Source organism: Halopseudomonas salina (assembly GCF_014637955.1).
Taxonomy (GTDB): Bacteria; Pseudomonadota; Gammaproteobacteria; order Pseudomonadales; family Pseudomonadaceae; genus Halopseudomonas; species Halopseudomonas salina.
Genome location: NZ_BMFF01000003.1, coordinates 429,602 through 442,642, shown reverse-complemented (window position 1 = coordinate 442,642; position 13,041 = coordinate 429,602). Strand labels below are relative to the sequence as shown.

Here is a 13,041-nt window from a genome sequence, read left to right as displayed (position 1 = left end):
ATTGACCCACATGTTGCTGCTTTCAGGTTCGCTGGCCTTTTCCGGTCTGGCTTCTGCCCAGGTACCCACGCCTAACGTCGCGCCTCAGGGTGCAGCTATTGTTCCATCGGCGCCACAGCTTGCGGCCAGCAGCTATATGCTGCTGGATGCCCGCAGCGGCAAAGTGCTCATGGAGCACAATGCCGACGAGCCGCTGCCGCCGGCCAGTCTGACCAAGATGATGACCAGTTATATTGCCAGCATGGAGATACTGCGTGGCCAGATCAAGGAATCCGATCTGGTGTTGGTGAGCGAGAAGGCCTGGCGCAAGGGTGGCTCGAAGATGTTCATCGAGGTAGGCAACCAGGTACAGGTTATCGATTTGCTGCGAGGCATCATCATTCAGTCCGGGAACGATGCCAGTATTGCCATGGCTGAGCATATTGCCGGTAGCGAGGACGCCTTCGCTGACCTGATGAACAGCCACGCCAAGCGTCTGGGCATGACCAATACACACTTCGAAAACTCCACCGGATGGCCAGCTGAGGGCCACCTTTCCACTGCTCGCGATATGGCAACCATGGCGCACGCCATCATTCGTGACGACCCGGAACATTACAAGTTGTATAAGGAAAAGGAGTTTGTCTGGAACGGTATTACCCAGCCCAACCGCAACCTGATGCTCTGGCGTGACAGCACGGTTGACGGACTCAAGACCGGGCATACCGAGGAAGCCGGTTACTGCCTGGTGGCCTCTGCCGAGCGTGAAGGTATGCGTCTGATATCGGTAGTCATGGGCACGACCAGCGAGCAGGCAAGAGCGGCGGAAACCCAAAAAATGCTGACCTGGGGCTTTCGTTTCTTCGAGACCAAGTCTTTCTATGAAGCCGGGCAGGTGCTGTCTCAAGCCAGGGTTTGGGCCGGTGCAGAGAATCAGGTTGCGCTGGGTCTGACTGATGGGCTGGTGATGACCTTGCCCAAAGGGCAGGCGGAGAAACTGGAAGCGGGTATCACCATCGATTCGTCGATCAAGGCGCCAATCGCCGTGGGCGACGTATTGGGTCAGGTCGAGGTCAGGCTGGGTGATGAGATTGTGCACAGTGCGCCGCTTGTGGCCTTGGCAAATGTCGAACAGGCAGGCATTTTTGGCCGTTTGTGGGATAACCTCAGGCTGTTTTTCTACGGCTTGTTCAACTGAGAGGGGCCTGCCCATGGCAACGACAAATACTGACGCACCGCGCATCGAATTTCCCTGCCGGTATCCCATCAAGGTAATCGGCAATGCCGGTGAAGGATTTGTAGCGCTGGTGGCGGATATTGTCGAACGTCACGCGCCGGGCCTGGACCCTGCAGCCATCGATATCAGGGAGAGCAAGAACGGTCGGTTCCTGTCCCTGCGCATGGAAATCATGGCCACCGGCCCTGAGCAGTTGCAGGCCCTGAATGCGGAGCTGAAGGCCACAGGCCGGGTGCAGATGGTCCTGTGAGTGACGCGCCTGTGGTTCGTCGCCTGGGGCTAGTTGATTATCTGCCTACACTTGAAGCGATGCGCCTTTTTACTCATGAGCGCGATGCAGGTACCCCGGATGAGATCTGGTTGCTGGAGCACCCACCGGTGTTTACCCAGGGCCAGGCGGGGAAAGCCGAGCATGTGCTGGCCGCTGGCGATATTCCGGTGGTGCAGGTTGAGCGCGGCGGACAAGTGACCTACCACGGCCCGGGGCAACTGGTTGCATATCTGATGCTGGATATTCGTCGACGGGATATGGGTGTTCGTGACCTTGTAACCGCCATGGAGCGGAGCCTGGTGGATACCTTGGCCGGTTACGGTATCCAAGCCGCTCCGCGTCCTGACGCCCCCGGCGTGTACGTTGGGGCCGCAAAGATCGCCTCTTTGGGCCTGCGCATTCGCCGGGGCTGCTCGTTCCACGGTCTGGCATTGAATGTGGATATGGATCTGCAGCCATTCCAGAGGATCAACCCCTGTGGCTATGCAGGTCTGGTGATGACGCAGATGAGTGAGGAGCTTGAGGCGCGGCCGGGTATTGATGAGGTGGGCCAGCGCCTGGAGCAGGCGCTGTTGCAGGAGCTCAGCTGACGGAGCGGGTGGGTATCAGTTGTGGCACGGGGCCTTGTCCAGGCACCGCAGTGGGCTCTGCCAGCCCCAGATTGTTTTTCTCGAAAACCCGGTCTGCGCGGTAACTCGAGCGCACCAATGGGCCCGATGGCACCTCCATGAATCCCTTGGCCAGCCCAATCTCGCGATAGCGGTTGAACTCCTCAGGCGTGACCCAGCGCTTTACCTTGAGATGATTCTTGGTGGGCTGCAGGTATTGGCCAAGCGTCACGATATCGACGCCGATTGCCCGCAGATCATCCAGGGTAGCCAGTATCTCTTCATCTGTTTCACCCAGACCGAGCATCAAACTGGTCTTGGTGATCACCTTGGGGCGATGGCGCTTGGCATGCTCCAGAACTTTGAGGGTCTTGGCATAGCCAGCTCGGGGGTCACGGACTTCACGGGTGAGTCGCTCGACTGTTTCCACGTTCTGGGCAAAAACCTCCAGCCCTGAATCTACCACGGCCTCGATAGCCGTATGCACACCGTCAAAGTCAGGTGTCAGGGCTTCAACCACCACCTGCGGCGTGCGTTGTTTTATCGCACGGACAGCGGCGGCGTAGTGGCTGGCTCCGCCGTCCGGCAGGTCGTCGCGATCTACCGATGTGAGAACGATATAGCGCAGGCCCATCAGCTCTACCGACTTGGCCGTGTTTTCCGGCTCATCGATATCCAGCCAGCCATTGGGGTTGCCGGTGTCGACTGCGCAGAAGCGGCAAGCGCGGGTGCAGACCGACCCCATCAGCATGATGGTTGCTGTGCCATTGGACCAGCATTCGCCCATGTTCGGGCAGTGGGATTCCTGACACACCGTACTCAGCTTGTGGGAAGCCACATTCTGTTTGACGGCCTCGAAGCGCTCTCCGGTCGGGGCGCGTGCGCGTAGCCATCTGGGTTTGGGTTCGAACACCACAGGCTCGACGCTCGTAGCGCGCCGTTTCTGGCCGTCCTTTATCGCGGCAATACCCTGAGCGTTGCGAAACTTCTCGCCGCTACCGACGCGTTTTGAGGGGTGGTCGCTCATGAAAGGTAGCTGCTCCTGTACCGGGCCCAAGACGATGTAAACGCCGGGTCATGGTGAGGGGAGCCGGCTTTTACCCAAGATAGATTGGTGTAATCTTATCACAGGCGCTGTCAAGGGCGCCTGTGAGTATCGGCTGAAGCCGCTATTGATATGTACGCAATTTTTCCAGGAGTGATTTGGACGGGTAGCCGTCAGCCGGCAGCCCCAGGGCAATCTGGAAGTTTCTCAATGCCTTGCGGCTATTGGCGCCAATGATGCCGTCAACGCCGCCCGGGTCGAAGCCCACCTCTTTGAGTCGTCTTTGCAGTTCGAGCCGCTCACTGCGCGCCAATGGTTGGTCACCCTTGGGCCAGCTTGCCGTTATTTCACCCCGGCCCTGCATGCGCTCGGTTAACAGCCCGATTGCCAAGGCATAACTCGACGAGTTGTTGTAGCGCAGAATACTGCGGAAGTTGCCCAGAACCAGAAACGCCGGCCCCCGGTAACCCGCGGGTAGCAGGAGCGAGGCGGGCTGGCTCCCGTCAGCAAAGGTCAGCGGTCCCCCCTGGGCGCTTTTTACCCCTAACGCTGCCCATTCGGCGACAGTCTTGCGTATCGCCGTGTCTGCCAGCGCGTAATCAAAGTCTTCGGTCAGCGAAACTTCTGCACCCCAGGGTTGCCCACTATCCCAGTTGGACACTTTCAGATAGTTGGCGGCGGACCCCAAGGCATCGGCTGAGGAGTTCCAGATATCGCGTTTGTTGTCGCCGTCAAAATCCACGGCATGGCTGTTATAGGTCGTCGGTATGAACTGGGTCTGTCCCATGGCGCCTGCCCAGGAGCCAAGCATGCCGTCCGGGGCGATGTCGCCGCGCTGCAGTATTTCCAGGGCAGCCAGGAGCTGCGCGTGGGCAAAATCGGGCCGGCGGCCCTGATGCGCCAGCGTAGCCAGGGCGCGAATGACGTAGTTGTCGCCCATATTGCTGCCGAAGTTACTCTCCAGGCCCCAGATGGCGACCAGAATATGTCGATCGACCCCGTATGCCTGTTCAATGGCCCCCAGCGTTGATGCATGTTCATCCAGCAGGCGCTGCGCTCGACTTATACGCGTACTGGAGAGGGCGCCGTCCAGGTACTCCCAAACAGGGCGAGTGAATTCGGGTTGGCTGCTGTCGGCGCGCAGTATGCCCGGATCAGGCACAACACCAGCAAATGCACGGTCGAAAAGTGCCTCGTTGATGCCTGCATCGAGCGCCTGGCCTCTGAATTGCTGCTGCCATTGGCTGAAAGTCTGGTCTTGGGCGACAGGTTCGACGGCCGGCGTTTCCGCGAGGCCTGGAGCGCTGGCTGGAGCCGTTGTGGTAACCGGGCTTTCGGCATGAGCCTTCTGGATGGGTGTGTCGGCACAAGCTGCCAGCAGCAGGGCCAGGGTGGCTGTGGCCAGATAGCGAGTGGTGAAGGTCGGGCGAGGAGTGTTCATAGGCATTGAGATGTTCCGACTTGGATATATCGTGCAACTCTACCATGGCAAACAGTTGGTTCGTGACCGCTGATGGTCGTATCAGCGCGCATGGATACGACTCTGGCACGGTGTTAGTATGGCCGGCCAGACCAATCCGAGGGTCAGTCGATGCCGGTCCCGTCGCTTGAAGATAGCACTATCGAGAAACGTCGCTTGCGGGTCAGCGCCCGGGGCCTGCATCAGTGGCCCCAGGAAGAACCTGAAGATGCCTTCCAGATTCAGCGTTTTCAGCAGTGGGTTAATGGTCTGTCGGACGAAGGCCGCCTGAAACATCCGTTCTACTCCCTGGTGCTACCGGTCAGATCAGGATTCAGTGCGCGGATGGCCTACTACTTCGCCATTGGCGACTATGAGCAGGCCGATCTGCAACTGATCGACGCAATGATTCGCCCCGGCGACCGGGTAATGGAGTGCGGGGCTGGGGCCGGTGTCACCGGGTCCTTCGCGGGGATGCGCTCGCAGCAGCCTGTAGTGATTGTCGAGCCCAATCCGGCCATGTACGACCAGATACGAAACACCTTCGCCGCCAACGGCCAGACGTTGGAGCTTATTGAAGCGGCCGTGGTTGCTGACGCCTACCAGGCCGAGCATATCGAGCTGGGGATCTACGATGAATACTGGTGGAGCAGCGCACTGACACCCGCCAAGGCTGATCGCAGACTCACCGTGCCGGCCAGATCCCTTTCTTCCTTGCTTGGTGATCATGAGCCTACCGTACTGGTGCTGGATATCGAGGGTGGGGAATGCGGGTTATTTCCGGCTGAACTGCCAGCTTGTTTGCGCATGATTCTTATCGAAATTCACACGCCGGACATTGGTGAATTGCCCACGGTCGAACTGGTTAATCTGATCCAGAGTCAGGGTTTCAGGCTGTGTCGATTGCTGGCACAGACTTGGTTATTTCTCAGAACCTGATTCGGAATCATAGGGAAAAAGGACGATATTTGATAACATCGGAAACCATTCCGGCCGACTAATCCAACGGGCACTTGCTTGGCACTCATTATCAACGAATGTCGTGATCGGTGTTGACAGCGCTTCAGAATAACAAGGAGTAGTATGTTTTTCCGTTCATGGTCCTTGCACTACAGAGCCCCTGTTCTGGTGCTGCTGGCAGTGCTTTTTGCGCTAGGTTGGTTGTGGAGTACACCCTACACAATGTCGGGTTTTGACACTGCGACAAAATGGGATGACAGCAAAGAAATAAGCTCAGAGCCCGTTATGGAGCGGCGCTTTGTATCCAGCGACCTGGATGATTTCGTGCATTCTTCTTCAATCACCGCGCTACCTGGTGGCGATCTGCTAAGTGTCTGGTTTGCCGGCTCCCGTGAGGGAGCCGCTGATGTCCAGATTCGCGGTGCACGCTTTGATGCGGGTACGGGTGAATGGAGCAATGAAGAGGTTTTTGCAACCCGAGATATAACGCGCGCTGCGGTGGGCAAACCGATCCGTAAACTGGGCAACCCGGTTATAGCACTCGCGCCTGATGAGCGTCTCTGGCTGTTCTACGTGTCGGTCTCACTGGGTGGCTGGGCAGGCAGTGCGATCAATGTGATGGTGTCGGAAGATCAGGGCGTGACCTGGTCAAAGCCGCGTCAGTTGATCACCTCGCCATTTATCAACATCAGTACCCTGGTACGTAGCGCTCCGGTCTTTCACAAGGACGGTTCAATCGGCCTGCCGGTCTACCACGAGTTTCTGGGTAAATTTCCCGAGTATCTCTACCTCGACGCTGACGGCCGTGTGGTAGACAAATTCCGCATGGCGGACGGGACCCACTCGCTGCAACCTACGGTAGTGCCTCTGGACGAGCGGCGGGCAATTGCGCTGTTGCGCTACGCTGGAGAATCGGAGGAGGGTCATGTGCTGGCCACAGTAACCGCGGACGCAGGGCAGACCTGGAGCGAAGAGCGCTCAGTGGAGCCCTGGAACCCCAACTCGTCACTGGCGGCCGTGCGTTCACACCGCAATACGCTCCTGGTCGCTCAGAACAATCTCACTGATGGCCGGTTTCGTTTGACTCTGGACGAGGCCAGTTTCAGTTTGAGTACCTGGTCGTTGATCAATACGATCGATGAGTCGTCAGACGCAGATGGCGATCCCATTCCCCTGGAAAAGTATGAGCCGTTGATGCGTGAGAAGTTTCTCGAGGCCAGTGGTCCCAAGCGAGACGTTCTGCTCGACGAGTATATGCAGTTGCTTGAGGGGCGCGTTTGTCGCCGGGGACTGTGCAATTTCGACTATGAGTATCCCTACCTGATCCGCTCGGATGATGGACGTTTCCATATGGTGTATTCCTGGAACAACAGCTTTATCAAGCACGTTACTTTCAACAGGGCCTGGTTGGAGGCGCAGGAATGATTATTGCCAATTGGCAGGCGGTGCTCACTTTTGCGCTCATACTGTTTCTGCTGTTACCGCTGCGCCGGTTATCGCCAGCCTATCGCCTGGCGGTGTTGCTGGGGCTCGTGCTGGTGGCCTTGATACCGCTTTCCACCGGTTTGACGCTGGCTGGGCTGTTGCGCGGCTTGACGGATGATCTGGCGATGACCAGCATTGTCTGGCTGGTGGCTGCATCCATAATCAGACTGGGTTACCTGCCGCCCGTTCCGCTTGCTGCAAAATGGCCGCTCTGGCTATGCTTTGCCGTTCTCGGTCTGGTTTTGTATCCCGCAGCACTGGGTGTTGGCATGGTCGATACCTACCGATGGGGCTACAGCCCACGAGCGCTGCTAGTGCTCGTGGCTGCGCTGACGGTGCTCTTTGTGCTGCTGCGAAATACCCTGGGTGTGGTTATGCTGGCGTTTGCCACCCTGGCCTTCATTGTCGATTTGAAACCATCGGACAACTACTGGGATTATCTGATCGACCCCTTTATGGTGATCTACAGTCTCTCGGCGCTGATAATGTCGGTATTCCGCAGACGGGAACGGGATACCCAGCATGCTCCAGATTGAGTGCGCTCTGCATCTAAAAGCAATTTGAAGCCCCGTATAAAATTTTGGTTCGATGGCTGGGTGGCAGAAATTGAAAGAGGTGTTATTGAGGATCCCGTCTAATCTCCGCAGTTTGCTGATCATTTATCTGGTGGGTCTGCTGTTATGCCTCGGTTTGCGCCTCGCGCTGTGGGTGACTTATCCCGACTCGTTTGCAGGGATAACCATTCTGGAGGGGCTAAGGACATTATGGGTTGGCGCGAGGTTTGATCTGGCAGTCCTCACCCAGCTCAATGCCCTGATACTGCTGGCTCTACTGGTTCCGTTCCGATTTGCCGCCCATCCCTTATGGCGCCAGGGCTGGATGCTGCTTGCAATCCTGCCTCTTCTACTGGTTCTTGTGCTGGGCATAGCCAGCATCGCTTTCTATGGGGAGGTGCAACGTCATCTAGGAGCGGAGTTACTGTTCATGGTCAACGACTGGCCCTTCGTCGTTGACTTGCTGGTTTCGTCCAGACGCGAAGAATTCATCGCCCTGCTCATGGTTTCACTCCTCGGCGGTTGGGCCTGGTGGAAACTGATCAGATCCGACGTGATGGACGGACCGGCGCCACGCTGGCCCCACGCATGGCTTACCCTGGTTTTGGTGCTGCCCCTGCTTGTTTTGCTCGGACGTGGTCTGGTGTTGGATGGCAAGACGCTCAATGTCGTTGACGCCCATGCCCTGGGTGATGCCCGACTGGCTAACCTGGCAATGAATGCGGCGTTTTCTGTTATTCATACCAGTCGTAACCTCGACAAGGTACTGAAAAGCCCGGTTTCGGATTCCACTGAGGCGGCGCTGAGAAAAGAGCTCAATATTTCTCAAGCCAACCCCTTCGTGCGTCAATACGGCGACCAACCTACGCCCCACTCCAGCCCGAATATTGTCCTGATCGTTCTGGAGAGTTGGAGCAACGATTATATCGACGGGCTTTCTGGCAAAGATCTGGGCGTAACGCCCAATATGGATGCCTTGCTGGAGCAGTCACAGGTATATACCAACCACTATGCGGCCGCCCAGCGCAGCATCCAGAGCCTGCAAGCCATACTGACCGGCGTCCCTGTCCTACCCGGGCAACCGCGTCTGTCCGAGGGGCTGGAGCAGGTGGATATGTCGCGAGTAGGCAACCTGGCCGCCGAGCGAGGCTATGAGAGCGTGTTCGTGCAGTCTTCCACACGTCGCTCCTTCCGGATGAACGCCGTTGCGGCCAGCCTGGGTTTCTCTGAATATTTCGGACAGGAAGACATACCCCTGGTAATGGACTACCCCGAGCCCACGCCACGCTTTGGCTGGGACCACGACACATTACAGTTCTTTCATCAGCGGCTGGACAGAATGGCGTCAAAGGGGCCCTTCATGGGCGTGGTCTTTACCGGCACTACCCATGAACCTTTCGCCGATCCCGGCAAGCAATTTCATCGCTTTCCCCATGATAGCGCCAGCGAGAATGGCTACCTCAACACCCTTGCCTATTCCGATTGGGCTCTGGGGGAGTTCATGGCCAAGGCGAGGGCGAGCGACTGGTATGACGATACCGTGTTCCTGATAACCTCTGATCATGTATTGCGGGCATCCGCCGGCAGTCTGCGCAGTCGTTTCCACGTTCCGCTGGTTGTTTATGCTCCAAAGCTGATTTCAGCGCACCGATCCGACAAGCTTGTTTCCCATTACGATATCTTGCCAACCGTAGTCGATCTGATGGGCTCCACAGAGCCATTTGTTGCTTTTGGGGAATCGATATTTCGCGACGCCCTTCCTGATGAAGCCTGGGTAAATCAAGGCGAAATGGTCGGCTTGCTGCGCACCAATAGCGAGCTGGAGTTCACTCCGGCGCGCCTTGCCGTATCCTTTTCCGCAGAATCGACCGCAGCTCGATCCCTCGCCCCGGATCAATATTCGCTCGAGCTCCGCGCCGCTTTGCTGACGCACCTGGTGATCGACAAGCTCAATCTGAATAACTGGACACGGGGACTGGATCGCTAATTCGGGCTGAAACCTGATGTGGCTAGCCGACGGTTATCATCCGGGACCTGGTCTGTGGTATCTGATCGAAAGACACCGGGTGATAGCGTCTGGCTATTTTGTATGCTAAGGTCCGGCCTTTTATTTTACTCGTTGCGAACATGTTCATGTCTTTTATCTCCGGCGTTACGCCACCATAGCGTCCCACACCCCGGCCTTTTCGTGGCTTCCTTCCTGCGCGCGCTTGCGTGCAATAATTTTCGCGTAAAAAAAACAACAAGACGCTCTAACTGAACCGGACAGCCGGATCAGAACGCGTCTTTTTGTGTTTGGGTTTTACCAGCCCGTAACATTGGATCAAAAATTGAACATTCCAACCACGACTCTCGGCAGTGCGTTTGCGCACAATTTTCTCGGCAATGCGCCTAAGTGGTACAAGCAGGCTATCCTTGCATTTCTTGTTCTGAACCCGGTATTCCTCTGGCTGCTCGGCCCGTACGTAACAGGCTGGATTCTGGTCGCGGAATTCATTTTCACCCTGGCCATGGCGCTCAAGTGCTACCCGCTTCTTCCGGGAGGATTGCTCGCCGTAGAAGCTTTACTGATCGGCATGGCCACCCCCGAGGCGCTCTACGCCGAGATGCTACTGAATTTCCCGGTGATCCTGCTGTTGATGTTCATGGTGGCCGGCATCTACTTCATGAAAAGCCTGTTACTGCTGGTTTTTACCCGAATACTGCTTGGCGTGCGCTCCAAGTCCTCCTTGAGTTTGCTGTTCTGCCTGACCGCGGCATTGCTCTCAGCCTTTCTCGATGCCTTGACCGTCACCGCCGTTATTATCAGCGTGGCAGTGGGGTTCTATTCGGTTTACCACAAGGTAGCCTCCGCTCCCCACAAGACCCAAACAGAGAAAGTGGTTCATCCAGATGACGAGGCCCTTGAGCTGCATCGTGATGATCTGGAGTCATTTAGGGCTTTCTTGCGCAGCTTGCTTATGCATGGCGCAATTGGTACCGCCTTGGGTGGCGTATGCACGCTGGTGGGGGAGCCGCAGAACCTGCTGATCGCCAAAACAGCAGGCTGGGATTTTGCAGAATTCTTTATGCGTATGGCGCCGGTAAGTTTGCCTGTCCTGGCCGCAGGCTCGCTTACCTGCGTGTTGCTGGAAAAAACCGGCTGGTTCGGGTACGGGGCAAAGATTCCCCGTAATGTGCGTCGTGTGCTCGAGGAATTCGCCGCAGAAGAACAGCGCAAGCGAGGGAAAGCGCAGCAGGCTCAGCTCATTGTTCAGGCGTTTGCGGCTCTGGTACTGATCCTTGGTCTGGCTTTTCATGTTGCTGAAGTCGGTCTGATCGGTCTGCTGGTGATTATTGTGATGACCAGCTTCAATGGCGTTACCGACGAGCACCAGATTGGCAAGGCGTTCCAGGAAGCTCTGCCGTTCACTGCGCTGTTGGTGGTGTTTTTCGCCATTGTTGCGGTCATCCATCAGCAACATCTGTTCAGCCCGATCATTGCCATGGTGCTGGCGCTGCCCCTCGACGAACAGCCCGGCATGTTCTTCCTCGCCAACGGACTGCTGTCCATGATCAGCGACAATGTCTTTGTTGCCACGGTATATATCAGTGAAATCAAGCAGGCGCTTGATTCAGGGCAGATCGATCGGGAGCACTTCGAACTGCTGGCTGTTGCGATCAATACGGGTACCAACCTGCCAAGCGTAGCTACACCCAATGGTCAGGCGGCTTTTTTGTTCCTGCTGACCTCTGCCATCGCGCCACTGGTGCGTTTGTCGTACGGACGGATGGTCGTCATGGCGCTACCCTATACTGTGGTTCTCGGGGGGGTAGGTTATATCGCGGTAGCAAACTGGCTCTAAAGCCCGTGTTTAAGGAGTAAGCAAAATGAAATTAGCGAACCTGAATGGCGTTACGCCACCTTAATGTACGCATTCTCTGACGCCGCAGTTATTTTAGGTCCAACTGATGACTGGGCACGATATATGTCGCTGGAAATGGGATGAAAGTCAGAGGGAGCGTCCGGAGTGATAAATGATCGCTTCTAGCCGCTCCTGCTAAAGCAGTCAGGAGCTCGTAATGTCCTCGTCACCTATGTATGAAGAAAAACAAAACACGGAGCTGAACGAAAGTTCTTTTCATAACACGGTAAAAACAATGTTTGATCGTGCTGATATTCAGATCAACGGCGACCGTCCGTGGGATATACAGCTCAATCACCCCGGCGTCCCCGAGCGTGCGCTGTCCAAAGGCAATCTGGGCTTGGGTGAAGCCTATATGGATGGCGACTGGGACTGCCCGCATCTGGACGAGTTTTTCTGTCATCTACTCGACGCCCGTCTTGATAAGGAAGTGCAGCCACTGCGCCTGGTGATTCACAGTTTGCGTGCCCGCCTGCTTAACCTGCAGACCATGAAGCGAGCGTGGCAGGTCGGCGAGCAGCATTACGATCTAGGCAATGATTTCTATGCCGCCATGCTCGATGAGCGAATGACCTACACCTGTGGTTACTGGAAAGATGCAGAGACGTTGGAGCAGGCGCAGACCAACAAGCTCGACCTTATCTGCCGCAAATTGCAGCTTGAGCCCGGAATGCGTGTATTGGATATTGGCTGTGGCTGGGGGAGCTTCATGAGCTATGCAGCTGAGCATTACGGTGTGGAGTGCGTGGGTGTAACAATTTCCAGTGAGCAGGCCGCCTGGGTGAAGGCTCGCTACCCTGACCTGCCACTGGACTTCAGGTTGATGGACTATCGCGATCTGGAAGAGAAATTCGATCGCATAGCTAGCGTAGGCATGTTCGAGCATGTGGGTCGTAAGAATCATCGTATATTCATGGAAGTAGCCCACCGCTGCCTTGAAGATAACGGCCTGTTTCTCCTGCACACAATTGGCAAGAACACCCGCAAGTCTGCCCCGGATCCCTGGATCGACAAATACATTTTTCCCAATGGAGACCTGCCCTCCATCGGACAGCTGGGAGATGCTGCAGATGAACTTTTTGTAGTTGAGGATATGCACAACTTTGGCGCCGATTACGACCGTACCCTGATGGCATGGCATGAGAATTTCGAAAAAGCCTGGCCGCGATTTTCCAATCAGTTGGGCGAGCGCTTTCACCGGATGTGGCGGTATTACCTTTTGTCTTGCGCTGGAGCATTCCGGGCGAGAGATATTCAGCTCTGGCAGTGGGTGCTCTCCAAGGAAGGCGTAAGCGGTGGGTATCAGCGTGTGTCCGAGTGAGTTCTTGATGGCTTGAACAGAAAGCTAACAGGCTACGTTGTGTGCGAATTGAAAGCATTTGGTTGATAGCCTGCGGCTATCTCCTGTGATAGAGTACGCCCCCTCTAAACGGACCCCTTACCGGACAAGCCGATGAACAGTTTTCCCGGCGCTACGCCGCCATAGGTTTTACCTCCCCAGATGACACTTTGTCATCCGCAAGCTATACCTTTGCTTG

The 13,041-nt window shown here is 56.3% G+C and carries 11 protein-coding genes; 9 read left to right on the top strand and 2 right to left on the bottom strand.

Features of this window, described 5'->3' with window-relative positions; genetic code table 11:
- The first annotated feature begins 10 nt into the window (after positions 1-10).
- Genes IEV54_RS09450 through lipB form a run of 3 tightly spaced genes read left to right on the top strand, consistent with a single transcriptional unit; the run spans position 11 to position 2,077 of the window.
- Entirely contained in the window at positions 11-1,177 is a 1,167-nt protein-coding gene (locus IEV54_RS09450) for a D-alanyl-D-alanine carboxypeptidase family protein (protein WP_373286441.1), read from the top strand.
- Positions 1,178-1,190: 13 nt separating this feature from the next.
- Positions 1,191-1,466, top strand: coding sequence for a YbeD family protein (locus IEV54_RS09445; protein ID WP_150278343.1), 276 nt, complete (start codon positions 1,191-1,193; stop codon positions 1,464-1,466).
- Positions 1,463-2,077 carry a lipoyl(octanoyl) transferase LipB gene (lipB, locus tag IEV54_RS09440; RefSeq protein ID WP_150278344.1) on the top strand — a complete coding sequence of 205 codons (615 nt, stop codon included), beginning with the start codon at positions 1,463-1,465 and terminating at the stop codon, positions 2,075-2,077. Before IEV54_RS09445 ends, lipB begins: the two co-directional genes overlap by 4 nt.
- On the opposite strand, the gene lipA is transcribed toward lipB, so the two are convergent.
- Together lipA and IEV54_RS09430 are read right to left on the bottom strand one after the other, a co-directional pair.
- On the bottom strand, positions 2,070-3,122 hold the full coding sequence (gene lipA, locus IEV54_RS09435) for a lipoyl synthase (protein ID WP_150278345.1): 1,053 nt from the start codon (positions 3,120-3,122) through the stop codon (positions 2,070-2,072). The two genes, lipB and lipA, sit on opposite strands and share 8 nt — an antisense overlap.
- Before the next feature lie 142 nt (positions 3,123-3,264).
- A complete protein-coding gene (locus IEV54_RS09430; protein WP_150278346.1) occupies positions 3,265-4,587 on the bottom strand; it encodes a lytic murein transglycosylase in 1,323 nt (440 codons plus the stop codon).
- Positions 4,588-4,731: 144 nt separating this feature from the next.
- Between IEV54_RS09430 and IEV54_RS09425 the strand changes: the two genes are divergently transcribed.
- From IEV54_RS09425 to cfa, 6 genes are all read left to right on the top strand, one after another.
- The gene (locus IEV54_RS09425) at positions 4,732-5,538 is read left to right on the top strand and encodes an FkbM family methyltransferase (RefSeq protein ID WP_150278347.1); all 807 of its coding nucleotides are present in this window, start codon (positions 4,732-4,734) and stop codon (positions 5,536-5,538) included.
- Between the two features lie 144 nt (positions 5,539-5,682).
- Complete coding sequence (locus tag IEV54_RS09420) at positions 5,683-6,984, top strand: sialidase family protein (RefSeq protein WP_223825490.1); 1,302 nt, start codon at positions 5,683-5,685, stop codon at positions 6,982-6,984.
- Positions 6,981-7,580 (top strand): hypothetical protein, encoded by a 600-nt coding sequence (locus tag IEV54_RS09415; RefSeq protein WP_223825491.1) that lies wholly within the window; start codon positions 6,981-6,983, stop codon positions 7,578-7,580. The genes IEV54_RS09420 and IEV54_RS09415 overlap by 4 nt, the downstream gene beginning before the upstream one ends.
- 85 nt (positions 7,581-7,665) lie before the next feature.
- Positions 7,666-9,585 (top strand): LTA synthase family protein, encoded by a 1,920-nt coding sequence (locus tag IEV54_RS09410; RefSeq protein ID WP_188434402.1) that lies wholly within the window; start codon positions 7,666-7,668, stop codon positions 9,583-9,585.
- Between the two features lie 349 nt (positions 9,586-9,934).
- Positions 9,935-11,443, top strand: a complete 1,509-nt coding sequence (gene nhaB / locus IEV54_RS09405; protein ID WP_150278517.1) for a sodium/proton antiporter NhaB — start codon at positions 9,935-9,937, stop codon at positions 11,441-11,443.
- 295 nt (positions 11,444-11,738) lie between these two features.
- The gene (gene cfa / locus IEV54_RS09400) at positions 11,739-12,824 is read left to right on the top strand and encodes a cyclopropane fatty acyl phospholipid synthase (protein WP_229734544.1); all 1,086 of its coding nucleotides are present in this window, start codon (positions 11,739-11,741) and stop codon (positions 12,822-12,824) included.
- The last annotated feature ends 217 nt before the right edge of the window (positions 12,825-13,041 follow it).